This is a genomic window from Streptomyces sp. NPDC031049, assembly GCF_055571015.1.
The window spans coordinates 16241-41415 of sequence record NZ_JBVIGC010000024.1 but is presented as its reverse complement, the minus strand read 5'-3'; the positions used below and the strand labels follow the sequence as shown (position 1 = coordinate 41415).

The window sequence follows — 25175 nt, the reverse complement described above, 5'->3', positions numbered from 1 at the left end:
GCAGCCCGCCCGTCCCGGCCTACCGCGGCAGCCCGCCCCGTCTCCGGCACGCCTGCCGGAGCGGCGACCCGGCTCCGGACCCGGCTCCCCCGCCCCGGGACATCCCGACGCCCCTGCCTGGAGATGAGATGACGACCACCCGCATCCTGGTGACCGGCGGCGCCGGCTTCATCGGCTCCCACTACGTGCGCACCCTGCTCGGCCCCGACGGCGATCCGGACGTGACCGTCACGGTCCTGGACAAGCTGACGTACGCGGGCAATCCCGCCAACCTCGACCCGGTGCGCCCCGACGCCCGGTTCACGTTCGTGCACGGGGACATCTGCGACGCCGCGCTGGTCGACCGGCTGGTGGCGCGGCACGACCAGATCGTGCACTTCGCCGCCGAGTCGCACGTGGACCGCTCCATCCACCGGGCCGGGGACTTCGTGCGCACCAACGTCGGCGGCACCCAGACGCTGCTGGACGCGGCCGTACGGCACGCGCCGACGACGTTCGTGCACATCTCCACCGACGAGGTCTACGGCTCGATCGCCTCGGGTTCCTGGCCCGAGACCCACCCGCTCGCGCCGAACTCCCCGTACTCGGCGGCCAAGGCGGCCAGTGACCTGATCGCGCTCGCCCACCACCGCACCCACGGCCTGGACGTGCGGGTGACCCGCTGCTCGAACAACTACGGGCCCTACCAGTTCCCGGAGAAGATCATCCCGCTGTTCGTCACCCGGCTGCTGGACGGGGGCCGGGTGCCGCTGTACGGCGACGGCGGCAACGTCCGCGACTGGCTGCACGTCGACGACCACGTGCGCGGCATCGAGCTGGTCCGCACCCAGGGCACGCCCGGCGAGGTCTACAACATCGGCGGCGGCACCGAGCTGACCAACCGGGAGCTGACCGGCCTGCTGCTGGAGGCCTGCGGCGCCGACTGGTCGCGCGTGGACCACGTCGCCGACCGCAAGGGCCACGACCGGCGCTACTCGGTCGACTGCCGCAAGATCACCGAGCAGCTGGGCTACCGGCCGCGCAAGGACTTCGCGGCGGGGCTGGCCGAGACCGTGGCCTGGTACCGGGACAACCGCCGCTGGTGGGAGCCGTCGGCCGTGTTGCCGGCCGCGGCCTGAGCGGTGCCGCGCGAGGGGGCCGGGCCGTCCGCCGCCGCGCGGATCGCATGCAGCAGATCGGCCTGCGCGAGTACTTCGGCCTCGTCACCGGCGGTGGTCTCCCCCGAGCGCACCGCCGCGGCGAAGGCTTTCAGCACGGCCGTCACCTGGTCCTCGGCGGGCAGCCGCAGCGTACGGCTGCCCCGCTCCCCCTCGACGACGAGCGTGGGGCGGTGGTCGGCGGGCGGGGTGAAGGCCCGGTCGACGGTGATCCGGCCCCGGCTGCCCCACACCTCGTAGCGCGAACGGTAGGCGTGGTCCATGCCGAAGGCGAGCTGTGCGGTGACGCCGTCGGCGCGGCGCAGCAGCGCGGCGCCCGCGGTCTCCACGCGGTGTCCCGCGCCCGTGGACAGCACCGCGCCGGCCACGGACAGGCCGGTGCCCAGCAGGTGGACGGCGGCCCGCACCGGGTACAGGCCGATGTCGGCCAGGGCGCCGCCGCCGAGCGCCGGGTCGTAGCGGATGTCGTCGCCGGCCGGTGCCGGGACGGTGAACTGGGCGTGCAGGGTGCGCGGTTCGCCGATCTCGCCCTCGGCGATCAGTCTGCGGACGACGGCGTGCTGCCCGTGGTGGACGAACATCACGTTCTCGCGGAGCACCAGGCCCCGGCGGCGGGCCCCGGCGAGCAGGGCGCGGGTCTGGGCCGGGTCGCAGGTCAGCGGCTTCTCGGCCAGTACGTGCTTGCCGGCGGCGAGGGCGGCGGCCACCCACTCGGCGTGCAGCGCGGCGGGCAGCGGGACGTACACGGCGTCCACGGCCGGGTCGCGCAGCAGCGCGGCGTAGCCGGTGACGGGGCGGGCGCCGTGGCGGGCGGCGGTGTCGGCGGCCCGGGCGGCCGACCGGGAGGCGACGGCGGTGAGTTCGACGCCGTCGGCGGCGGCCAGGGCGGGCAGCACCCGCCGGCGGGCGATGCCGGCGCAGCCGAGCACCCCGAACCTGAGCGGTCGCCCGGCGGTCACCGGTGCCTCCCGGACGCGGGGCCCACGGCCCGTACCGCGGTGTGTCGCACACGCATGGCGCCTCCAGTCTCTTGCGCGGGGCTTTGAGCCTGGTCGGGGAGGATCGACCCCCAGTCGAGGAGGGATCGAGAGGGCTCGGCGAGATTGCCGGGTGCGTGACCGTGCCCCCGGGCCGGCGCGCCGTTTCCCCCCTCGCTCACGCCCCGACCGGCAGGAGTTGGAGCCATGTTCTCCGACACGACGGAGTTCCACCGGTGGTTCGCCCAGCGGTGCCAGGCACACGCGTACAAGGTCACCAGGACCCCCCTCGACCGGCTGGACGGCTGGTCGCTGGAGGAGGGGACGGGTGATCTGGTGCACCGCAGCGGGCGGTTCTTCTCCGTGCGGGGCCTCGACGTCCGCGGGTCGGGCCGGGGGGTGGACGGCTGGCAGCAGCCCATCATCGTGCAGCCCGAGCACGGGGTCCTCGGCATCCTGGTCAAGGAGTTCGACGGCGTCCCGCACTGCCTGCTCCAGGCCAAGATGGAGCCGGGCAACGTCAACCTGGTGCAGCTCTCGCCGACCGTGCAGGCCACCAAGAGCAACTACATGCGGGTGCACGGCGGGCGGCCGGTGCCGTATCTGGAGCACTTCGTCGCGCCGCGCGGCGGGCGGGTGCTGTTCGACGCCCTCCAGTCGGAACAGGCGTCCTGGTTCCTCGCCAAGCGCAACCGCAACATGATCGTGCAGACCGACGAGGAGGTGCCCGTCCACGAGGACTTCTGCTGGCTGACCTTCGACCAGATCGCGGAGCTGCTCCAGAGCGACGACCTGGTGAACATGGACACCCGGACCGTGCTGTCCGGTGCGGCGGGGCTGCGCCGCCCGCCCGCACCGGACGGTGACCCCTTCGCGGCGGCGCTCGCCGCGTCCTGGCGGCCCGGCGGCCGGGCGTTGAACGACACGGCCGCGCTGCTGAGCTGGTTCACCGAGGCCAAGGACCGCTGCACCCTGGAGCGGCGGCTGATCCCGCTGGCCGCCACCGAGCGCTGGTCGCTGCGCGACGGGGTGATCGCCCATGACGACGGGCGGCACTTCACCGTGCTCGGCGTGCGGGTGGAGGCGTCCAACCGGGAGGTCACCGGCTGGTCGCAGCCGATGTTCGCGCCCAGCAGCCGGGGGGTGATCGCGTTCCTGGCCCGCCGGGTGGAGGGTGTGCTGCACCTGCTGGTGCAGGCCCGCATCGAGACCGGGGCGCTGGACCGGATCGAGATGGCGCCCACCGTGCAGTGCCAGCCCGCCGACTACACCGCGGGTGTGCTCGGCGCGCCGCTGCCCGGCCCCCGGCCGCCGTTCCTGGACGAGGTGCTGGGCGCGGCCCCGGAGCGGATCCGCTACGACGCGTTGCAGTCCGAGGAGGGCGGGCGCTTCCACCACGCCAGCAGCCGCTACATGATCGTCGAGGTGGGCGAGGACTTCCCGCTGGACGTCCCGCCGGACTACACGTGGATGACGCTGCGTCAGCTCATCGACTTCGTCCGGCACGGCAGCCAGCTGAACGTGGAGGCCCGCAGCCTGCTGACCCTGCTGGGCTTCCTGCCGTCCCGCCCGGCCGCCGCGCGCACCCCGCTCTCGGCGTCGGCCGTCTGAGCCGGGGCCGCCCGACGGGAACCGCCCGGCGGGGGCCGGCCGGTCCGGGCGGGTCGCCGGGGCCGGCCGGCCGGATCAGGCGTGGACCGCCGCGGCGAGGCCGGCGCAGTCCTCGTAGCGCGGCAGGAGCCCGGCCGTCCGCGCCTCCGCGAGCGTGGGGGCGGCGGCGTCCCGGTCCGAGAGGGTGAAGTCGGCGCCGGACGGCCACGGCAGCCCCAGCACGGGGTCGAGCGGATGCAGCGCCTGCTCCAGCTCGGCCCGGTACGGCGTCGACACCAGGTACGACATCACGGTGTCGTCCTCCAGGGCGAGGAAGGCGTGCCCCACCCCGTCGGGCAGGTACACCGAGCGGAACGACTCCGTGTCCAGCTCCACGGTGTCCCACCGGCCGAACGTGGGCGAGCCGAGCCTGAGGTCCACCACCACGTCCCGGGCCCGGCCGTGCGCACAGTGCACGAACTTGGCCTGGCCGGGCGGGGTGGTGGTGAAGTGCACCCCGCGCAGCACGCCCCGGGCGGAGCGGGTGTGGTTCGTCTGCACCACCGTCGGGCCGTGGCCCACGGCCGCCGTGAACGCCTCCTCCTGGAGCGGGGAGACGAACACGCCGCGCCGGTCGCGGTGGACCCGCGGGGTGAACACGTAGGCGCCGGCGACCGCCAGCTCCCGTACCGTCGCGGTGGGCGTGGAGAACGTCCGCGGGATCGGCGTGCCCGGCAGGGACGTCGGCTTCTTCATCGGGAACCTCCGGGGGTCGGTCAGGAGAAGATCTGCACCTTGCTGTGGTCGCCGAGGATCAGCCGGTGGGCCCTGGGGGTGTGCGGCGCGGGGGTCACCGTGACGTTGCGGCCGATGAGGGAGGCCTGCACGCGGCGCACGCCGTCGAGCCGGGAGTCCTGGAGCACGATGGAGAACTCGATCTCGCTGTCCTCGATCCGGCAGTTCTCCGCGATGGAGGTGTACGGCCCCACGTAGGAGCCGCTGATCACGCTGCCGGCGCCGATCACGGCGGGGCCGACGATGCGTGAGCCGCGCACCTCCGCGCCGGCCTCGATGCGGACCCGGCCGACGAGTTCGCTGCCGGCGTCGACGGTGCCCTCGACGCCCGCCCCGATGCCGTCCAGCACCGAGCGGTTGGCCTCCAGCATGTCGGCGACGTTCCCGGTGTCCTTCCAGTAGCCGCTGACGGTGGTCGAGCGGACGTCGTGCCGGGTGTCGATGAGCCACTGGATGGCGTCGGTGATCTCCAGCTCGCCGCGGGCGGAGGGGCGGATGGCCCGTACGGCCTCGTGCACGGCGGCCGTGAACAGGTAGACGCCGACGAGCGCGAGGTCGCTCTTGGGCTTGGCCGGCTTCTCCTCCAGCCCCACCACGCGTCCGGCGGTGTCGAGTTCGGCGACCCCGAAGGCGGTCGGGTCCGACACCCGGGTGAGCAGGATCTGCGCGTCGGGCCGCTCGGCGGTGAACTCCTCCACCAGCGGGGCGATGCCGCCGACCAGGAAGTTGTCGCCGAGGTACATCACGAAGTCGTCGTCGCCGAGGAAGTCCCGGGCGATGAGCACCGCGTGGGAGAGCCCGAGGGGCGCGTGCTGCGGCAGGTAGGTCACGTCGAGGCCGAAGCGGGAGCCGTCGCCGACGGCGGCGCGGATCTCGTCGGCGGTGTCCCCCACCACCACGCCGACCTCGGTGATCTTGGCTTCGGCGATGGCTTCCAGGACGTAGTAGAGGACGGGTTTGTTCGCCACCGGCACCAGCTGCTTGGGCGAGGTGTGGGTGAAGGGGCGCAGGCGGGTGCCGGCACCTCCGGACAGGACCAGTGCCTTCATGGTCCGAACGGTAGGCAGCCGCGCTCAAATCCGGCTGGGGACCCGATCGCGCCGGGGCGGACGTGCCGTACAGGTCCGCTCCACGTGCGGCCCCCGGCGGCGGCCGGGGTGGCACAGTCACCTCTCGGCGGGCCAGGAGACTCCCCGCCGCGTGCGCGTGGTCACGATGTGAGGAGAGGGCATGACCGAGAGGGACGGCAACCAGCGGATCGCGCTCGTGACGGGCGGCACCAGCGGCATCGGTCTGGAGATCGTGCGGCGGCTGGCCGGCGCGGGGACGCCGGTGCACCTGTGCGGGCGCCAGGAGGAGACCGTGAACGGCACGGTGAAGGAGCTGGCCGACGAGGGCCTGCCGGTCACCGGCTCGGTGTGCGACGTCCGCGACCCCGAGCAGATCCGGGAGCTGGTGCGCACGGTGGTCGACGAGCACGGCCCGGTGCGGATCCTGGTGAACAACGCCGGCCGCAACGGCGGCGGCGTCACCGCCGAGCTGGACGACGAGCTGTGGACGGACGTCATCGAGACCAACCTGACCAGTGTCTTCCGTGTGACCAAGGAGGTGCTCACGGCGGGCGGCATGCGCGAGGCCGGGTACGGGCGGATCATCAACATCGCCTCCACGGGCGGCAAGCAGGGCGTGGTGCTCGCCGCGCCGTACTCGGCGTCCAAGCACGGCGTGGTGGGCTTCTCCAAGGCGCTCGGCCTGGAGCTGGCGAAGACCGGCATCACCGTCAACGCCGTCTGCCCGGGCTTCGTGGAGACGCCGATGGCGCAGCGGGTGCGCGAGGGGTACGCCGCCGCGTGGGGGGTCACGGAGCAGGAGGCCTTCGACCGGATCACCACCCGGGTGCCGATGGGCCGCTACGTGACCGTCCGTGAGGTCGCGGCGATGGTCGAGTACCTGGTCGGCGACGACGCGCAGGCCGTGACCGCGCAGGCGCTGAACGTGTGCGGCGGCCTCGGCAACTACTGAGACCGTGCGAGGCTCCCCCCGGTGCCCAGGGGCCGGGGGGAGCCTCGTGTGTCCGCGGGCGGGACCGTCAGCGGTGGGGGCGCTTCTTCAGGGCCCGGGCCCTGGCGCGGACGCGCTGCTTGTCCTGCGCCCGGGCCTGCGCGTCCTGGCGGAGTTCGAGCATGCGCTGCTCGCGGCGGAGCTTGTGCCAGTTGCCGAGGCGGCCCTCGTCCAGGGCGCCGTCGCCGACGGCGGCGCGCACCGCGCAGCCCGGCTCGGCGCCGTGCGTGCAGTCCCGGAAGCGGCACTCGCCGGTGAGTTCCTCGATGTCGCTGAAGGCGCGGTCGATGCCCTCGTCGGCGTCCCACACGGCGAGCCCGCGCATTCCGGGGGTGTCGATGAGCAGCCCGCCGTCGGGCAGCCGGACCAGTTCCCGGTGGGTGGTGGTGTGGCGGCCCTTGAAGTCGCCGCGCACCTCCTGCGTGGACAGCTTTTCGTCGCCGCTGAGCCGGTTGACCAGGGTGGACTTGCCGACGCCGGAGAGGCCGACCAGGGCGACGGTGCGGCCGGGACCGGCGTAGGGGGCGAGGTCGCCGAGGCCGTCGCCGGTGTGCGAGGAGATGGTGTGCACCGGCGTGCCGGGGGCGATGCCGCGCACCTCGTCGGCGGCGGCCTCGGGGTCGGGGTGCAGGTCGGCCTTGCTGAGCACGACGACGGGCTGGGCACCGCTCTGCCAGGCCACGGCGAGATAGCGCTCGACGCGGCGCAGCCGCTGGTCCCCGGTGAGCGCGACGACGACGAAGACGGTGTCGACGTTGGCGGCGACGATCTGCGCCTCGGTCCGGGCGCCGGCCGTGCCGCGGACGAACGCGGAGTGGCGGGGCAGGATGTCCTCGACCCGGTCGTCCACGACGGCGACCCAGTCGCCGGTGGCGAGTCCGGGGCCGCCGCGGCGGTCCGTCTCGGGCCGGAACACGCGCGGCGCCGGGGTGGCGCGTACGGTGCCGTCGGCGAGGAGCACGGTGCAGGCGCCGCGGTCGACCTGGCCGACGCGGCCCGGCCGGGCGCCGGGGAAGGCGTCCTCGTAGCCGCCGTCGGCCCAGGCCTCGGCCAGCTCCGGCCGCCAGCCCAGCGGTTCGAGGTCGGTGAAGTCGGTGAGGGTCAACGGGCGTTCTCCTGCTCGGCGGTGGCGACGGGGACGGCCCCGGCGGCGGGGACGGTGACGGCGGCGGGGACGGCGTCGGCCTCGGCGGCCGGCTCGGACCGGGCCTGGGCCTTCGCGTCGGCCCCGGACCCGGCCCCGGCCTTCGCCTCGGCCTCCCGGCCGGTGGCCGGGGTGCGCCGGGCGGGGTCCGTGCCCGGCGCGGGCCTGCCCTCGCAGCCGCAGCCTCCCCGCTGCACCGTGAACCGGCGGCGCGGGGCGCCCTGAGGACTCGGCGCGCCCTGTGCGCCCTGGGCGCCCCGGGCACTCTCCGCGCTCTGCGTGTTCTCGCTCATGCTCCCGCTTTCCTGTCGGGCGGCCGGGTGCCGACCCGGCTGCGGACGAAGGTGATCTGCGTGGTGATCGACTCGGCGCCGCGACCGGTGTGCGCGCTGCGGTGCCCCATCGCGCGGTAGTGGACCTCGACGTCGGCGCCCCGGCGGCGCAGCGCGGCGACGTAGTTCTCCACCTGCCGGGGCGGGCAGCGCGGGTCGTGTTCGGCGGCCAGGACCAGCAGCGGTGCGCGCACCGCGTCCGCGTAGGTGAGCGGGGACGCGGCGGCGTACTTGCCGGGGACTTCGGCGGGGCTGCCGCCGAACATGGCGCGGTCGACCCAGCGCAGCCCCTCGAACTCCTCCTCGTAGGCGGCGGCGTAGTCGCCGACCGGGTTCTCGGCGACTCCGCAGGCCCACAGCGCCGGCTGGGTGCCGAGGCCGAGCAGGACGAGGTAGCCGCCCCAGGAGCCACCGGCCAGGACGCAGCGCCCCGGGTCGACCAGTCCGTCGGCGACGAGGCGGGCGCGGACGGCGGCGACGTCGGCGAGTTCGGTGTGGCCGACGGCGGCGCGGTGGGCGAGCCGCCAGGCACGGCCGTGGTCGCCGGAGCCGCGGTAGTTGACGCGTACGACGGTGTAGCCGGCGTCGTTCCAGGCGGCGGCCTCGGGCAGGTAGGCGTCGCCGTCGGCGGCGTGCGGGCCGCCGTGCAGCAGGAACACCGCGGGGTGGGCGGTGCCGTCGGGCCGCCGCTCGCCCTGTCCGGTGGGGGCGCTGACGTAGGCGGGCACCGCCCCGCCGGGGCCGTCGGCGTACAGGGCGCGCACCGGCGGGGCGGGGCGCACCGCGCGGGGTACGGACAGGAGTTCGGCGCCGCTGTCGTCGTACAGGACGGGCGGGGTGGCCGCGGCGGAGAACGTGTACCAGTGGCCGCCGTCGGGGCGGGCGGCGACCTCGTGGACGGTGCCGGGCGGGGTGGGCAGGAGGGTGGTGCGGCCGTCGGCGAGGGTGTGCCGCAGCAGCCGGCTGCGGCCCTGGTGGCGGTGGTGGAGCAGCAGCGCGCGGCCGTCCGGGTAGAACTGTGCGCGCACCTCGCCCGTCAGGCCGGTGGCGATCTCCCGGACCTCGCCGGTGCGCGGGTCCCACAGCAGCGGCGCGCGGACACCGTGGCGTTCGTGAGTGGCGAGGATCTCGTGGCCGCCGGGCCGGAAGGGGCTGCCGAAGGGCGCGACCTCGATGCCGCTCGTGGGCCAGTCGCCGAGGTCGGCGACGGTCGTGCCGTCGAGGGTGGTCACCCGCAGGGCGGGCCGCTGCGGGTCGCCGCGCTCGGCGTGCACGTACAGCACGAGCGTCTCGTCGTCGCTGATGCCGCCGACGTACAGCGGGCGGCTGCTCAGCCGCAGCGGTTCGGCCGCGGTGGCGCCGGGCCGCATCGCGTACAGGCCGTATCCGCCGGCGGGTTCGCCGACGCCGGCCACGGCGAGCCCGGACCGGCCGAGGGCGAGTCCTTCGGGGGTGCCGCCCGGCATGCCGGGCAGCGCGGGGACGGCGGGGCCGCCGCGCAGCGGGGAGCGGACCCAGTGGCCGCGCTCGGCCCCGTCGTCGTCCCGGTACCACCACAGCCGCCGGCCGCGGGGGTCGACCAGGCCGAGTTCCACACCGTGGGGCGCGTCGGTGAGCTGGCGGAAGGCGCCGGTGGGGAGGTCCCACACATAGAACTGCGCGGTGCCGCTCGCATTGCCGCGCACCGCGCACAGCGCCGGTCGCTCGCGGCCCCAGACGGGGAGCCCGACCGAGGGCACCGCGCAGCGGTCCGCCGGGCTCGACTCCGCTTCGAGTACCGCGCTGTACAAAGTCACCACGCCAGTGTGTGGAAAGAGGATCGAGTCCGGCAAGAGCCTCGACGGAGTATCGCTGGAGCGGAGTCGCACGGTCTTTCGAGACACCGCTCCCGGAACTCCCCCTGCCCTTCTCCGTGATTCTCCTCGACGAACTCGGAGGGTTTTCACATGGGTGATGCGGCAGCAACGACGTCGTCGTCCCAGGACGTTCTCGACTATGTGGTGGTGGGTGGCGGACCGGCCGGTCTGCAACTCGCCTACTTTCTGCACCGGCAGGGCCGTTCGTACCGGCTGCTGGAGGCGGGCGACGATGTCGGCACGTTCTTCACGCGGTATCCGCGGCACCGCCGGCTGATTTCCAACAACAAGGTGCACACCGGTTTCGACGACCCGGACAAGCGGCTGCGCTGGGACTGGAACTCCCTGCTGAGCGACGACCCGGAACTGGTGTTCACGCGTTATTCGCAGGACTACTTCCCGAAGGCCGACGACCTCGTGCGCTATCTGCGCGACTTCCGGGAGCGGCACGGGCTCGCCGTCACCACCGGGGCGCGCGTCGAGCGGATCACGCGCGCCCAGGAGCCGTCCGGCGCGAGCCTGTTCACGCTCCGGGACGAGGCGGGGCGCACGTGGCGGGCGCGCCGGGTGGTGGTAGCCACCGGCTTCCACGTGCCGTTCGTCCCGCCCGGCGTCCCGGGCATCGAGCACGCCGAGAAGTACACCGAGATCTCCACCGATCCCGCGGACTACGCCGGTCAGCGGGTGCTGGTGGTGGGCAAGGGCAATTCCGGGTTCGAGACCGCGGAGAACATCTTCCAGCACACCGCGTCGACCCATATGCTCAGTCCTCACCCGGTGCGTCTGGCCTGGACCACGCACCATGTGAGCGACCTCCGTGCGGTCTACAACAACACGCTGGACTCCTACCAGCTGAAGATGCAGAACACCATTCTCGACGGGGCGCTGGAATCCATCGAGAAACTGGCGGACGGCAAGCTCCGGGTCGATTTCCGCTACAGCCACGCACGCGGGCAGCAGTGGACGCTCGACGTCGACCGGGTGGTGCTGTGCACCGGGTTCCGTCCGGACTTCTCCATATTCGGCGAGGGGGCCGTTCCGCAGACCGTGCGCGAGGGTCGTTTTCCGGCCCTGACCAGCGCCTGGGAATCGGTCAACGTGCCCGATCTGTTTTTCTCCGGGACGCTGATGCAGGCCCGCGACTACAAGCGGTCCTTCTCGGGTTTCATCCACGGGTTCCGCTACAACATCCGCTTTCTCGCCGACTACTTCGCCGAGCGCTACCACGGCGAGCCGGCACCCTGGCAGGCGCTGGAGCGCACTCCGGAGGCCCTGGTGGAGCGCATCGCCCGGCGCGCCGTGGACGCCTCGTCGGTCTTCCAGCTGCCGGGCTTCCTCGGTGACGTCTACGCGCTGGACGGGCCGGACGGCACCGCGTCGGCGCGGACGGACGTGCCCGTGGAGTTCGCCCTGGAGGCGCCCTGGGCGGCGGACCGCCCGCTGCTGGTCATGACGCTGGAGTACGGCAAGCTGCCGCCCGGCGCGGACCCCTTCGACGTGGAGCGCGACCCGGCGGACGGTTCGACCAGCCAGTTCATCCACCCCGTCCTGCGCCTGTACCGCGGCGGCGAACTGCTCGACACCCACCACATCCCGGAGGACCTGGAGAACGAGTGGGACAAGGAGATGTACCTCAAGCCGGCCCGGGAGGCGGTCGGCCGCATGCTGGAGCGCCTGCGCTGACGGGCCGGGCGCCGGGAGAAGGGGAACACCGTGCAGCCTGTGATCGACCAAGGCCGGTCCGCGGACCTGGGCGTGGATGCCGACATCGCCGGTGAGGTGCGCCGCCGGGGCTACCTGACGGTGCCCGGCAGCGCCTTCCACACCGGCGCCTGGGCGGCGGACCTGGCCCGGCTGCGGGCCGCGTACGAGGAGCTGGAGCCGGACGCGTATCTCGCCGACGGCGGCGCGTACCGGTTCCGCCGCCATGTCCGCTACCGCCGCCCGGCGGGCCGCCGGGCGCTGCTGGCCGAGCCGCCGGGTCCGTACGTGCAGAGCGCCGAGGTCAATCCGTTCGCGGGCGGGGTGCCGCGGTACTTCGCCCCGGCCCCGCCCGAGGTGCGGGACAACCCGTTCCTGCACGCCCTGCTGCTGCGCAGCCTGCGGGAGTTCGGACGGGGGCTCGGTCCGTGCGACTGGGAGGTGGACGTCCACCTGGTGCGGATCCGGGCGCTGGCCGACGAGGCCGGCCTGCCCTCACCGGAGGGGGTGCACCGCGACGGCTTCGAGTTCATCTCGCTGCATCTGATGGACCGGCGCCGGGTGCTGGGCGGGCGCAGCATCATCTGCGCGGCCGACGGCACACCCCTGGAGGAGCCGCTGCTGGCGGACCCGATGGACTCGCTGTACGCCGACGACCGCCGGATCCTGCACGGCACCGAGCCGGTGCGGCTGGACCCGGCGGCGGACGGGCCCGAGGGTCACCGGGACATGCTGCTCACCAGCTACCGGCGCGTGGCCTGAGCCACGGCCGCCGCCACCGGCGCGGGCGCCGGCTCCGGCGCCCGCCCGGACGCCGGAGCCGGTCCGGACGCCGGTGCCCGCACGGGTGCCGGCTCCGGGAGGGGCGCCGGTGCGGGCGCGTCCGGGCCCTCGGTGCCCCGGCGCTGGATCCACTCGTACAGCGGGGTCGCGGCGAGCGTGGTGATGATCGTCATCAGCGCGAGCACCGTGTACAGCTCGACGGTGATCAGGCCCGCGTCGCGTCCGATGTTCAGCAGGATCAGCTCCATCAGGCCCCGGGCGTTCATCAGCGAGCCCAGCGAGGCGGCGTCGCGCCAGCTGCTGCCGGTGGCCCGCCAGGCGAGGGTGCACGCGCCGCCCTTGACCGCGACGGCCACCACGAGGACGAGCAGCAGGGTGGTGAGGACCGCCGGGTCGAAGACGACGTCCAGCCGGGTGTTGAGGCCGGAGTACACGAAGAACAGCGGCAGCAGCACACAGGCCGTGACGGGTTCCAGGCGGCCGGCGACGGAGTCGGCGAACGCGCCGCGCGGCATGGCGGCACCGAGCACGAAGGCGCCGAACACCGAGTAGACGCCCACCCATTCGGTGAAGGTCGCGCACACCAGCAGCACCACGACGACCGCGCCGAGCGCCTCGGGCCGCGCCCCGCCCGGGCCCGTGCTCCAGCGGGCCAGACGGTCCCCGGCCAACCGCTTGACGGCGAGCAGCACGACGACGTACGCGGCGCTGCCGCCCAGGGCGAGCAGGGCGACGACCGGGTCGCCCTGGGCGGCGGCGACCACCACGGCGAGCAGGATCCAGGCGGCGGCGTCGTCGACGGCGGCGCAGGCCAGGGCCACCGTGCCCACCGTGGTGCGGGTCATGCCGCGCTCGTGGATGATGCGGGCCAGCATCGGGAACGCGGTGATGCCGCAGGCCGCGCCGACGAACAGGGCGGCCTGCCAGGCGGCTACGCCGTCGGCGAACCACAGCTCGCCGCCGGCCAGGTACCAGCCGAGCGCTCCGCCGGCCGCGATCGGCGCGAGCACACCGGCCGCGGAGGCGACGGCGGACTGGCGGACGTGCCCGGCCAGGATGGAGTGGTCGAACTTCAGGCCGACCACGAACATGTAGAGGACCAGTCCGAGCTGGCCCGCGACGAAGAGCGTGGCGAGCGCGGGGTGCTGGATGTCGGTGCCGGTGCCGGGCACGGTCAGCACCCGCGGGAAGAGGTCGTCGAAGAGGGCGGGGAAGACGTGCCCGAGCAGGGTGGGTCCGAGCAGGAAGCCCGCCACCATGTCGGCGACGACCTGGGGCTGGCCCAGGCGGCGCAGCAGCAGTCCGGCGATCCGGCACACGGCGAGGACGGCGGCCAGCTGGAGGAAGAACAGCATGGTCAGTTCGTTGTTGGTGGGCATCTCACGAGCCTTCGCGGTCGGTGGCGACGCTCCAGTCGAAGCCGGTGAAGCCCGCGAGGACGGGCGGAGCGGGCCGGGCGGGGGCGTGCGGGGGGACGGAGCCGAGGGGAAGCGGTTCGCCGGGGCGGGTACGGGCGAGCGCGGCGGCGTGCCGCAGCACCCTGCGGGACAGCTCGGCCGCGGTGGCGGGCTCGTACAGGTCCCGGTCGTACTGGAGGGTCAGGCACGTGCCGTGCCGGTCCCGGGCGAACTGGAAGGACAGGTCGAACAGTCCGTCGCGCAGCGGCACGGGGCCGCCGGTCAGCCGGAGCCCACCGGTGACGTCGATCTCGTCCCAGAGGGTGACCCAGACGTCGAAGAACGGTCCGCGGCCGGGCCTGCGCGGCGGGTCCAGGGCGCGCACGACCTCGTCGAAGGGCAGCGCGGCGTGTTCGAGGGCGCCGACGACCCGGTCGGCGAGGCCGTCCAGCAGCTGCCCGCAGGTCAGTCCGGGGCGGACCGGGGTGCGCAGGGCGACGGTGTTGACGCGGCAGCCGATGGTGCCGCCGGTGCGGTGGCTGACGGCGGTGCCCAGGCAGACGTCCGCCGCGCCGGTGGCGGTGTGCAGGGCGAGGGCGACGGCGCCGGCGAGCGGGGTGAACAGGGAGGTGCGCCGGGACCGTGCCAGCTCCTCGAGGGCCTCGGTGGTGTGCGTCCCCAGGCGTTCGCGGTGGACGGCGGTGCGGCGGCCGGGTCCGGGTGTGCGCGGGTGGTCCACGGGCAGCGGCACCGGCTCCGGGAACGGCATCAGCTCACCCGCCCAGTAGGCGAGTTCCCGGCCGCTCGGACGGGGGTCGGGGGTGTCGCCGGCGGGCGGCGGGGGCAGCGGGCGGCCCTGGGCCAGGGCGTCGTGGCAGGCGACCAGGTCGCGGGCGGCGATCTCCAGGGACAGCTGGTCGGCGACGGTGTGGTGGAAGACCAGCAGCAGATGGCAGTCGCCGGGGGTGCGGATCAGGGTCACGCGCAGCAGCGGGCCGCGCGCGAGGTCGAACGGCTCGTGGCTCAGGCGTTCCACGAGCGCGTCCCGGGCGGCGGCGTCGGCGGCGGTCTCGACGGCGAGCGGGACGGGTCCGGTACGCAGCCGGGGCACCGGTTCGCCGCGCCGCTCGCCGAACGTGGTGCGCACCGCGGGGTGCCGGTTCTGGAGGGCGGTCACCGCCCGGGCCAGCGCCTGCGGTTGGAGGGTTCCGGTGCAGCGCAGCAGCAGCGGCACGTGGTAGGCGGTGTCGTGCTCCCCGCGCAGCTGCTGTTCGAGCCACAGCCGCCGCTGCACCGGGGAGGCGGCGGGCTCGGCCGGCGACGCGGTGGGCGGCTCGGCGGCGGGCCGGGTGGAGAGGCGGGCGGCGAGGGCGGCGGGCGTGGGCGCCTCGAAGAGGTCGCGCACGGTGACGGGGACGCCGAGGCGGGCGGTGGCGGCCTGGGCCAGCGAGGCCGCCCGGAGGCTGGTGCCGCCGAGCTGGAAGAAGTCGTCGGTGTCGGTGGCGCCGCGGCCGAGCGCCACGCCGAACAGCTCGCGCAGCGCCGGCCTCAGGGCCGCGCCGGCCGCCGCTTCGGCCGCCGCCCCGGCCGTGGCCGGGGGTGCCCCGGCCAGGCCGCGGCGGGCCAGTTCCCGACGGTCGATCTTGCCGTTGGGCGTCTCGGGCAACCGGTCGCAGACGGCGACGGCCGCGGGCACCATGTAGTACGGCAGCCGCTGGGCCAGCCGGTCGCGCCAGTCGCCGGGCAGGCCCGCGCCGCGGGTCACGACGTGGGCCACCAGCAGCGGTTCGGGGGTGCCGTCCGGTACCACGACGGCCGCGGCGGCGATCCCCGGCAGCGCGGCCAGGGCGGCCTCCACCTCCCCCGGTTCGATGCGGAAGCCGCGGATCTTGACCTGCCGGTCGGCCCGGCCGCGGAAGTCGAGCGTGCCGTCGGGACGGTGGCTGACGAGGTCGCCGGTGCGGTAGAGGCGGGCGCCGGGGCGCGGGTCGCCGGGGTCGGCGACGAAGCGCTCCGCGTCCAGCTCCGGCCGGCCCACGTAGCCGCGGCCGACGCCCGCGCCGCCGATGTACAGCTCGCCCACCACGCCGGGTCCCACGGGCCGGCCCTGGTCGTCGCGCACGTGGTACCGCAGGTTGGCCATGGGCCGCCCCACGGTGGGCGGTTCGCCCGGGGTGCCGGGCGGGCAGCGGTGCCAGGACTGGAAGACGGTGGCCTCGGTCGGCCCGTACACGTAGTACAGCTCGCGGGTGCCGGTCACGGCCCAGCGGTCCACGAGTGCCTGGCAGAACGCCTCACCGCCGGTCACCACGGTGCGCACGCCGGGGAAGTCGGCGGGGTCCAGCTGGGCGAGGAGCGCGGCGAGCAGGAAGACGGTGTCCGCCTCGCGGTCGCGGACCAGGCCGGCCAGTGCCTCGGCGGAGGCGACCGGCGCGTCGAAGGGGACGACGGCGGCGCCCGCCCACAGGGCGGCGAAGATCTCCCACACCGACACGTCGAAGCCCGGGCCGGAGAACTGCAGGACACGGCGCCCCGGCCCGAGCCCGAACGGTTCGGCCGTCGCCGCGAGGAGGTTGACCAGGCCGTGGTGTTCGATGCCCACGCCCTTGGGGCGGCCGGTGGAACCGGAGGTGTGGATGACGTAGGCCAGGTCGCGGGCGGTGGCGGGGCCGCGGTCCGGCGGTGACTGGGGCCGCGCCGCGAGGAGTTCGTCGAGGTCCAGCAGGACGTTCCGGCCGGCCGGGACCCGTCCCGCCAGGTCCCGGGTGGTGACGGTCAGTTCGCCGGGGACGTCCTCGGCGATCTGGGCGAGCCGGGCCGGCGGGTAGCCCGGGTCGAGCGGCAGATAGGCGGCGCCGCAGCGCAGTACGGCCAGCAGCGCGACGACCAGTTCGGCCGAGCGGGGCAGGCAGACCCGGACCACGCCGCCGGGGGCCGCCCCGTGCGCGGCCAGCCGCCCGGCGAGCGCGTCGGCCGCGCGGTGCAGGGCGGCGTGGGTGAGGGTGCGGTCGCGGCCGATCACGGCCGGGTGTTCCGTCCAGCGGGCCGACCGTGCGCGCAGCAGGTCGGCGAGGTTTCCCTCGGGCACCTTCGCCGCGGTGTCGTTGAGTTGTCGCAGCACCTCGGACCAGTCGGCGTTCACGCTCCCTCCCCCGGCTGCGGTGCCGGGCGCCAGGGGGCGTCCGGGGTGTGCAGGAGGTCGTTCAGGGCGCGGCCGAAGCGGTCGACGAGGGCGGCGGCGGTCCGGGGGTCGAAGAGTTCGGCCTTGTAGGTGAGGACGCCCTCGACGTCGTCGGGGCCGGCCCGCAGCGACCAGACGAGGTCGAAGGCGGTGGCGGTCGGGCGCTGCGCCGCCGCCTCGCCGTCGGGCGTGAACAGGCCGCCTGGCCGGGCGGGCGCCGCGTCCTGGGCGACGACGAGGACCTGGCCGAGCCGGGCCCGGTCGATGCCGTACTCCCGTTCGGCGAGATCGCCGAGGGCGGCGAGATGGGCCTCGGGCCGGGTGTGCGCGGTCAGCAGCGCACCGGCGACGCGTCCGGCGAGCGCCCGGTGGCTGGGGGCGCCGGCGGTGTCGACGCGCAGCAGGCCGGTGGTGGTGAGCGGGCCGACGACGTCGGCGAGCCCGGGCCGGTCGCGGGTGCTGAGCACGGTGGCGAGCCACACCTCGTCCCGGCCCCCGGTGTCCTGCCCGAGCGCGGCGGTCAGGGCGGACAGCGCGGCGGCGAACGGGGTGAGGCCCGCGGCGCGGGCGAAGGCCGCCGCCCCGGGGGCGGGCAGCGTGAACGGCAGCTCGGCCGGGATCAGCGCGGTGCGCACCAGCCGGGGCCGGTCGTACGGCAGCCGCAGCTCGGGCGGGCCGGCCGCGAGGGCCCGCCGCCACTCGTCGAGGGTGGCGGCGTCGGGGGTCCGGGTCCGCTCCCAGCGGGCCACGTCGGCCAGCCGCAGCCTGCCGGGGGTCTCGTCTGCGGGGCGCCGGCCGGCGGCGAACGCGGTGTAGGCCTCCTCCACCTGGCCGACCAGCAGTTCCATGGAACGACCGTCGACGGCGATGTGGTGGACCGCCAGCAGCAGCACGTGCGCGTCGTCGGCGAGCCGCACCAGACGGCACCGCAGGAGCAGGCCGGCCGCCAGGTCGAAGGGTTCGCCGGCGTGCCGCTGGGCGAGGTCGCGCAGCGCCGTGGCCCGGTCGGCCTCCGCCAGGGTGCTCAGGTCCTCCTCCTGCCAGGCGATCCGCGGGACGGGCAGCGGATGCCAGCGGGGCTCCGGGCCGTCGGTCACCAGGCGGCCGCTGAGCGCGTCGTGCCGGGCGGCCGTGTGCTCGACGGCCTCGCGCAGCGCGTGGGGGTCGACGGGTCCGGTGCGCAGCGCCTCCAGCACGGCGAACGCGGCCTGGGGGGCGCCGTCCCGCAGCGCCCGCCAGATCTGCCGCTGCTCGTCGGTCAGCGGGGCCGGTCCGGCGTCCGGGCCGGAAACCGGACCGGTGGCCGCCGGGCCCGCGACCGGCCCGGTGTCGCCCTCGGCGCCGAGGGGGGCGCCGGGGCCGGCGGGGTCCGGGGCGGCGCGGGTGAGCGCCTCGGCGATGGCGGCGGGCGTGCGCAGGTCGAAGACGAGCCGGGGCGACACCTCGGTGCCCAGGGCGGCGCGCAGCCGCCCGGCGACCGCGATGGCGTCGAGGGAGGCACCGCCCAGCTCGAAGAAGTCGTCGTCGGGCCCGGCGGCCTCCGGCAGCCCCAGACACTCGGCGACGGCCCGCCCGACGGCCGCGACGGTGCCGGCGGCGTCCCGCGGTCCGCCTCCGGCCGCGGGGCCGCCGTACGGGCCGGTGGCGGTGCCGCTGCTGGTGTCCGGGGCGGCGGTGCCCGCACCGGTGGCGGTGCCCGCACCGGGGGCAGTGCCCGTGCCCGCGGGGGTGCCCGTCCCGGCGAGGGCGCCCGTGCCGGCGGCGGTACCCGCGTCGGTGGCGGTGCCCGTCCCGGTGCCGGTGCCCGTCTCCGTGCCCGTGGCAATCTCGATGGCGTCCGGGACCCATGCGGCCGGCAGCGCCCGTCGTACGAACGCGCGCAGGGCCGCGGCGGACACGGACCGGCCGGCGCGGAGCCCGACCCGCACCCGGCCGGGGGCGGTGGTCTCGGCCGTGGCGACGTCGGGGTGTTCGCACAGCCGCAGTTCGGTGTCGGCCCAGGCGGCCGGGCGGCCGGCCGGGCCGCGCGGGACGAGGCCGCCGTCCTCCCGGCGCACCGCCGCGAGCCCGGTGGGCCCCTCGGCGGTGTGCAGTTCGCCGGGCACACCGACGGGGACCGGGCGCCCGGCGGCGTCCAGCAGCCGGCCGGGGCCGGGGGCCGGGGTACCGGCCCCGGGGGGCGGGGAGGCGGCCTCCAGGCGGGCCAGTTCGGCCGTCTCGGCGGCGGGCAGCGGGGTGTCGGCCAGGCTGCGGGACGGGTCCTGCGCGGCCCGGACGAGCAGATCGGCCCAGTGGTCGAGCAGGCGCCGCACGCGGGACGCGCTGAACAGCACGGTGTCGTACTCGGCGACGAGGGCCAGCCGGTCGCCCGAGTTGTCCAGGTGGAAGCTGAGCTCGAACTCGCTGGCGTCGTCGCTGAACGGCTCGCGCCGCACGGTGAGCCCGGGCCCCGCGTCGAACTCCTCGCCGGTGCCCGCCGCGCCCGGCTCGTCCACCGTGAACATCACGGTGAACAGCGGGGTCCGCCCGCCGTCGCGGGCGCCGGGCAGCTCCTCGACGAGCCGGTCGAAGGGATGCCCGCGGTGCGCCAGGGCACCGGCGACGGCGGACCGCACCCGCCGCGCGGCCTCGGTGAACGCGGCCTCGGGCGGCAGCTCGGCGGTGAGGACGACGGTGTTGAGGTAGGGCCCCAGCACGTCGGCGTCGCCCGGGTGGTCGCGGCCGGTGACCGGCGTGCCGACGAGCAGGCGGGGCTCTCCGGTGAACCGCTGGAGCAGCCAGCCGAGCGATGCCAGGCCCACGGTGAAGACGCTGGTGCCCAGTTCCCGGGCGAGGGCGCGCACCCGGCTCCCCGCCTCGGCGGGCAGCCGCACGGTGTGCACGCCGCCGGGTCCCGCGGGTGCGCCGCGCTCGCCGTCGGCGGGGAGCAGGGGGTACGGCAGCGGGGCGGCCAGCCGCTCGTGCCAGTACGCGCGGTCCGCCGCGCCCTCGGGCGAGGCCGTACGGGCCGCCTCGCGCGCGATGTGGTCGGTGTAGCGGCCGGCGGCGGGCGGGGGCGGGGGCGTGCCCTCGCGGTGTGCGCGGACCCGGGTCAGGAGGCGGCGTACGAGGGCGGCGGCGGAGGTGCCGTCGCAGACGATGTGGTGGACGGTCAGGACGAGGACGGAGCTGGTCGGCGAGAGCGTCAGCAGGGCCGCCCGCAGGGGCGGCTCGTGCTCCAGGTCGAAGTGGCGCCCGGCGAGCCTGCGCACGGTGTCGGCGACGCGCTCCGGGCTCGGGTCGTGCTCCAGGGGTACGACGGTCAGCGGTGGCCGGTCGCCGGGCACGAAGCGCTGGCGCGGCTCGCCGTCGCGCACGAGGAAGCGGGCGCGCAGCAGTTCGTGGCCGGCGGCCTCGTCGGCCAGGGCCCGGGCGACCTCGTCGGGGTGCAGGGCGCCGTCCACGCGCAGGACGTCGGTGAGGTGGTGGACCGTGGCGCCGGGGCCGCCGAGCCGGGCGAGGGTCCACAGCCGGCGCTGGGCGGCGGACAGCGGGTGGTCGGCGGGCGCGCCGGCGTCCTCGCCGGGGGAGCCGTCCGCCGTGGCCGTGGCGTCGGCGGCGGCGCCGCGGCGGTGCAGCGCGGCGCAGACCTCGGCGACCGTGGGGCCGTCGAAGAGTTCGTCGATCTCCAGGAGCAGGCCGTGTCGCTCCTGGAGGGCGCCGACCAGGTCGACGGCGAGCAGGCTGTGCCCGCCGAGCCCGAAGAAGCTGTCGTCGGGGCCGACCCGGTCCACTCCGAGGATCTCCCGGAACAGCCCGGAGACGGTCTCCTCCAACACCGGCCCCGGACCGCCGTCCGCCTGCTGCGCCCGCTCCCCCTCCGCCTGCCGCCCCGCCGCGCCGGCCCCGGCCCCGGGCCGCGAACCGACGAAGGCCGAAGAGCCGGCCCCGGACGGGGAGCCGGCCGCGGGCGAGGAACCGGCGAAGGGACCGTGATCCGCACCGGACGGGGAGCCGGCCGCGGGCCGGGAATCAGCCCCGGGCCGGGAAGCGGCCGCAGGCGGGAATCCGGCCTCGGCTGCGGAGTCGGCGGCGGACGGGGAGTCGACCGCAAGCCCCGCACCGGCCCCGACCTGCGGACCGGCCCCGGCCTGCGGACCGACCGCAGGCCGGGAAACGGCGTCGGGCCGGGAATCGGCCCCGGGCCGGGAAACCGCCGCGGCTGCGCGGTCGGCCAGTGCGCGGCGGTCGGCCTTGCCGTTGGTGGTGAGCGGAACGGTGTCCAGCGGCAGGATGCGGTCCGGCACCAGGGGCGCGGGCAGGGTGTCCGCGGCGGCGGCCCGGACGCGCGCCGGGTCGGCGGCGGCCGGTCCGGTGACCCAGGCGACGAGCGAGGGCTGCCCGTCGGGCCCGCCGACGACCACGGCGACGGCGCCGGTGACGCCCTCGACGCGTGCCAGATGGGCCTCCACGTCGCCGAGTTCGACCCGGTTGCCGCGGATCTTGACCTGGTCGTCGGCGCGTCCCAGGTACTGAAGCGTGCCGTCGCCCTGCCACCAGGCGCGGTCACCGGTGCGGTAGCGGCGCCCGCCCGGTGCGGCGGGGTCGGTCACGAAGGCGGCCGCGGTGGCCTCGGGCCGGCCGAGGTAGCCGTCGGCGAGGCCGGGACCGGCGAGCTGGATCTCGCCGGGGAAGCCGGGCGGCACGGGACGCCCCGCCGCATCGAGCACGGACACCGCCGTGTTGCTCAGGGGCCGGCCCACGGGGGTGCCGTACAGGGGGTGCTCGGGGTAGTCGAAGGCGGTGGCGCCCACGGAGTTCTCGGTGGGGCCGTACTCGTTGACGAGCCGTACGCCGGGCATCAGCCGGCGGTGCCGGGCGACGAGCCCGGCCGGCATGGCCTCGCCCGCGACGGTGACCACGCGCAGGGTGCCGGCCGCGGCGAGCGCGTCGGCGACGCTCCGGTACAGGCTCGGCACGAGGGTGACGTGGGTGGCGCCGTGGCGCTCGGCGAGCGTGCGCAGATGGGCTCCGTCCAGCCGCCGGTGGCCGTCGACCAGCACCAGCCGCCCGCCCGCGCCGAGCACCGAGAACACGTCGGAGACGGAGCTGTCGAAGGACAGCGCGGGGATCTGGAGCAGGCAGGTGGCCGGGGACAGCGCGTGGTACTCGCCCTTCCAGGCCAGGTAGCCGCAGATGGCCGAGTGCCGTACGACGACGCCCTTGGGCCGGCCGGTGGAGCCGGAGGTGTGGATGACGTACGCCGGGTCCCCGGGCCGGGGCGGGGCCGGGTCGGGTCCCTCGGGCCCGCCGGGCGCGGCCAGTTCGGCGGCGGACAGCAGCGGGGTGCCGGTGGCGTCCGCCAGGTCACGGGCGAGCGGGAGGTGGGCGGGCTCGGCGATCAGGGCCGTCGCCCCGACGTCGGTGAGGATGCCGGCGAGGCGCCGCGCGGGCTGGGCCGGGTCCAGCGGGACGTAGGCGGCGCCGGAGCGGACCGTGCCGAGCAGGGCGCTGAGCGCGTGCCGGCCCTTGCCGGTCAGCAGTGCCACGCGGGTGCCGGGGCCCGCCCCGTGCTCCAGGTGCAGTCGGCGGGCGGTGCGCAGGGACTCGGCCCGCAGCTCGTCGTGGCCGAGGGCGGTGCCGTCGGCGGTGACGACGGCGGTGCCGGTGCCGCCCGCGCGGGCGCCGCGCTCCAGCCGCTCGACGAGGGTGCCGGGGGTGGCCGGCGGGTGGAAGCCGCCGTGCCCGAAGGCGTGGACGGTGTTCCGGTCGGCGGCCGACAGCAGGGTCAGGTCCGCGAGGGGGCGGCCCGGTTCGGCCAGCTGGGCCAGAAGGTGGTCCACGGTCCGCAGGAAGCTTTCGGCGAACCAGGGTTCGATGCTGTCGGTGTCGAACTCGGCCCGCAGCAGGCCGGCGTCGGCGTCGAGCGCGATCCGCAGTCGGACGCCGCCGTCCGCCGCGTCGGCGGGGCCCGCGCCGGGCGCGTCCCGGACGGCGGCGGCGAGGTCGGCGAGGAGGCCGCCGACGGTGTGCGCGGCGGCCGGGCCGGGGCGTACGGCGGCGGGCCCGCCGGGGCCGTCGAGGACGACGGCGGTCCGCCCGGCGTCCTCGGCCGCGCCGGCGGCCAGCGCCACCGCGGCACCCAGCAGCGCGAGCCGGTCCGCACCGCCCGCGGGCTCCGCCCGGTCCGCCGCGGCCAGGGCCGAGCGGGCCGGTCCGGTCAGCGGCAGGCTCCGCCCGGCCCGCCCGGGGCTGCGGGGCGTGGTCAGGCGGGGCCGGAGTCCGGTGACCGCCGCGTGCACGGCGGCTCGTGGCGCGGCGGTCGTGGGCGGGGTCACGGGCTGGGCGGTCATGGCCGTACGCTCCCTGCTGTTCCGGCGTGGCTGGTGGGGTGCCACCGGGCGTGCTCGGCGAGGGCGTCCACGACGTCGTCGAGCAGGGCGGCGGCGGTGTCCGGGGTGAACAGCGCCGGGTCGTGGACGAGTTCGAGACGCAGTCGACCGTCGCGGGCGGTGGCGTAGATCCGCAGGTCGTCGGTGAGCGGCGGCCGGGCGGGCGGGATGTCGAGGAACTCCCAGCCGTCGGTGGTCCGCTGCGAGGCCTCCCAGCTGAGCCCGGCGTCGTACACGGGGCGCCGGCCCCGCGGCGGGCGGTCGACCAGCTCGGTGACCGTGATGTCGTACGGGAACCGCGCGTGCTCGTAGGCCTCCAGGAGCCGGTCGCGGACCTGGGCGAGGAGCGCGCCGGGGCCGGCGGCGGCGCCGGGTGCGAGCCGCAGCGGCAGTGCGTTGACGAAGCAGCCGACCACGCCGGCGAGTTGGGTGCGGTCGCGGGGGGCGGCGGGGCTGCCGATCACGATCTCGTCCTGGCCGCTGTGCCGGTGCAGCACCCGTGCCCAGGCCGCGAGCAGCGCCATGAACGGGGTGGCGCCGGGCACGGTGCGCGCGGCGGCGTCGACCAGGCCGGTGCCGACCGTGCGGGCGACCAGTCCGCCGTCGCCGCGCGCGGGCGCGGGCGGGCGGGGTGCGGCGCAGCGCAGGTCGAGACGGGGCAGCGGCCCGGCCAGCGTGCGCCGCCAGTACGCGCGGTCCGCGGCGGCCTCGGGACCGGTGAGCCAGGCGGCCTCCTGCGCGGTCCACTCCCGGTACTGGGGTGCGGGCGGGGCGTCCTGCCAGGGGGTGCGGCCCGCGGCCAGTTCGTCGTGGGCGTGCAGCAGGTCGGCGACGACGAGGTCGACGCTGTCGCCGTCGTACACGATGTGGTGGGCGGTGACGACGAGGACGTCGCCGCCCGGGGCGCCGCGCAGCAGCCGCACCTCGAACAGGGGGCCGCCGGCGAGGTCGAAGACGGTCTGCTGGGCGGCGCGCACCTCGGCGGTGAGGGCGTCGGCGCCGTGCCGGGGGTCCAGGTCGACGACGCGCAGCGGCGGGCCGCCGGGCAGCCGGTCCAGGACGATCTGCCGCGCGCTGCCGTCGACGACGGCGACCCGGCTGCGCAGCACCTCGTGGCGGTCGGCGAGCGCGGCGACGGCCCCGCGCAGCGCCTCCGGGTGGAGGGTGCGGCCGGTGCGCAGGGCGTCGCTGATGTTGAGGGCGGTCGGCACGGTGCTGGAGCGGGCCGCGGACCAGATCCGGCGCTGGGCCCGCGACAGCGGCAGCACCGGGCCGTCGAGCGGGGCGGCGTCGGCGGCGGGTCCGGCGGCGCCGGGCGCGGCGGTGGCCAGGTGGGCGGCCATCGCCCGGACGGTCTGGTGCCGGAAGACGGCGCGCAGCGGGACCCGGACGCCGAACTCGTCCTGGAGGCCGACCGCGATCCGGGCCGCGGTCAGGCTGTGGCCGCCCAGGGCGAACAGGTCGGCGTCGGGGTCGGTGACCGGCCGGCCGAGCGCCTCCTCCCACACGCGGGCGACCCGCCGCTCCCGCGGGCCGAGACCGGCGGCACCGCTGCCGTCCCGCTCGCCGGGACCGGCCGGGCCGGGGTCGGGCAGGGCGCGCCGGTCGAGCTTGCCGTTCGGCCCGAGCGGCAGCTCGGCGATCGGGAGGTAGCGGTCGGGGACCATCGCGGCGGGCAGCCGCTCGGCCAGGAAGGCGCGCAGGGCGGGCGGATCGCAGCGGCCCACCACGTAGGCGACGAGCGCGGGTTCGCCGGCCGGGCCCGGCCGGGCGGCGACGGCGCAGCGGCGCACGTCGGGGTGTTCGGCGAGGACGACGGCCACCTCCCCG

The 25175-nt window shown here is 76.2% G+C and carries 14 protein-coding genes and 1 pseudogene; 5 read left to right on the top strand and 10 right to left on the bottom strand.

Going from position 1 to position 25175, the window contains the following annotated elements:
• The first annotated feature begins 128 nt into the window (after positions 1-128).
• On the top strand, positions 129-1118 hold the full coding sequence (gene rfbB / locus ACZ45Q_RS30815; protein WP_468267362.1) for a dTDP-glucose 4,6-dehydratase: 990 nt from the start codon (positions 129-131) through the stop codon (positions 1116-1118).
• Here rfbB and ACZ45Q_RS30810 read toward each other — a convergent pair.
• Positions 1010-2116, bottom strand: coding sequence for a Gfo/Idh/MocA family protein (locus tag ACZ45Q_RS30810; protein WP_468267360.1), 1107 nt, complete (start codon positions 2114-2116; stop codon positions 1010-1012). The two genes, rfbB and ACZ45Q_RS30810, sit on opposite strands and share 109 nt — an antisense overlap.
• A gap of 225 nt (positions 2117-2341) precedes the next feature.
• On the opposite strand from ACZ45Q_RS30810, the gene ACZ45Q_RS30805 reads away from it, so the two are divergent.
• Entirely contained in the window at positions 2342-3745 is a 1404-nt protein-coding gene (locus ACZ45Q_RS30805) for an NDP-hexose 2,3-dehydratase family protein (RefSeq protein ID WP_468267358.1), read from the top strand.
• A gap of 75 nt (positions 3746-3820) precedes the next feature.
• Here the strand turns inward: ACZ45Q_RS30805 and ACZ45Q_RS30800 are convergent, their stop codons facing one another.
• Both ACZ45Q_RS30800 and ACZ45Q_RS30795 read right to left on the bottom strand, forming a co-directional pair.
• Positions 3821-4480 carry a dTDP-4-dehydrorhamnose 3,5-epimerase family protein gene (locus ACZ45Q_RS30800; protein WP_468267356.1) on the bottom strand — a complete coding sequence of 220 codons (660 nt, stop codon included), beginning with the start codon at positions 4478-4480 and terminating at the stop codon, positions 3821-3823.
• 20 nt (positions 4481-4500) lie between these two features.
• Positions 4501-5568, bottom strand: a complete 1068-nt coding sequence (locus tag ACZ45Q_RS30795) for a glucose-1-phosphate thymidylyltransferase (protein ID WP_468267354.1) — start codon at positions 5566-5568, stop codon at positions 4501-4503.
• 181 nt (positions 5569-5749) lie between these two features.
• On the opposite strand from ACZ45Q_RS30795, the gene ACZ45Q_RS30790 reads away from it, so the two are divergent.
• Positions 5750-6541, top strand: a complete 792-nt coding sequence (locus ACZ45Q_RS30790) for an SDR family NAD(P)-dependent oxidoreductase (RefSeq protein ID WP_468267352.1) — start codon at positions 5750-5752, stop codon at positions 6539-6541.
• A gap of 67 nt (positions 6542-6608) precedes the next feature.
• On the opposite strand, the gene rsgA is transcribed toward ACZ45Q_RS30790, so the two are convergent.
• The 3 genes from rsgA to ACZ45Q_RS30775 are packed head-to-tail and all read right to left on the bottom strand — an operon-like array spanning position 6609 to position 9852.
• Positions 6609-7685, bottom strand: a complete 1077-nt coding sequence (gene rsgA, locus ACZ45Q_RS30785) for a ribosome small subunit-dependent GTPase A (protein ID WP_468267350.1) — start codon at positions 7683-7685, stop codon at positions 6609-6611.
• On the bottom strand, positions 7682-8017 hold the full coding sequence (locus ACZ45Q_RS30780; protein WP_468267348.1) for a hypothetical protein: 336 nt from the start codon (positions 8015-8017) through the stop codon (positions 7682-7684). The genes rsgA and ACZ45Q_RS30780 overlap by 4 nt, the downstream gene beginning before the upstream one ends.
• Entirely contained in the window at positions 8014-9852 is a 1839-nt protein-coding gene (locus tag ACZ45Q_RS30775; RefSeq protein ID WP_468267346.1) for a S9 family peptidase, read from the bottom strand. The genes ACZ45Q_RS30780 and ACZ45Q_RS30775 overlap by 4 nt, the downstream gene beginning before the upstream one ends.
• A gap of 150 nt (positions 9853-10002) precedes the next feature.
• On the opposite strand from ACZ45Q_RS30775, the gene ACZ45Q_RS30770 reads away from it, so the two are divergent.
• Together ACZ45Q_RS30770 and ACZ45Q_RS30765 are read left to right on the top strand one after the other, a co-directional pair.
• A complete protein-coding gene (locus ACZ45Q_RS30770) occupies positions 10003-11595 on the top strand; it encodes an NAD(P)-binding domain-containing protein (protein ID WP_468267344.1) in 1593 nt (530 codons plus the stop codon).
• A gap of 39 nt (positions 11596-11634) precedes the next feature.
• Positions 11635-12375 carry a 2OG-Fe dioxygenase family protein gene (locus ACZ45Q_RS30765; RefSeq protein WP_468267342.1) on the top strand — a complete coding sequence of 247 codons (741 nt, stop codon included), beginning with the start codon at positions 11635-11637 and terminating at the stop codon, positions 12373-12375.
• Here ACZ45Q_RS30765 and ACZ45Q_RS30760 read toward each other — a convergent pair.
• The 4 genes and pseudogenes from ACZ45Q_RS30760 to ACZ45Q_RS30745 all read right to left on the bottom strand — a co-directional run.
• The gene (locus tag ACZ45Q_RS30760; RefSeq protein WP_468267340.1) at positions 12357-13775 is read right to left on the bottom strand and encodes a cation:proton antiporter; all 1419 of its coding nucleotides are present in this window, start codon (positions 13773-13775) and stop codon (positions 12357-12359) included. The two genes, ACZ45Q_RS30765 and ACZ45Q_RS30760, sit on opposite strands and share 19 nt — an antisense overlap.
• A 1-nt stretch (position 13776) precedes the next feature.
• Positions 13777-16935 carry an amino acid adenylation domain-containing protein gene (locus ACZ45Q_RS30755; RefSeq protein ID WP_468267338.1) on the bottom strand — a complete coding sequence of 1053 codons (3159 nt, stop codon included), beginning with the start codon at positions 16933-16935 and terminating at the stop codon, positions 13777-13779.
• Positions 16932-23306 carry an amino acid adenylation domain-containing protein gene (locus ACZ45Q_RS30750; protein WP_468267336.1) on the bottom strand — a complete coding sequence of 2125 codons (6375 nt, stop codon included), beginning with the start codon at positions 23304-23306 and terminating at the stop codon, positions 16932-16934. Before ACZ45Q_RS30750 ends, ACZ45Q_RS30755 begins: the two co-directional genes overlap by 4 nt.
• Positions 23303-25159, bottom strand: a pseudogene (locus ACZ45Q_RS30745) (condensation domain-containing protein); the annotation flags it as partial. The pseudogene ACZ45Q_RS30745 and the gene ACZ45Q_RS30750, both read right to left, overlap by 4 nt.
• Positions 25160-25175 lie beyond the last annotated feature (16 nt).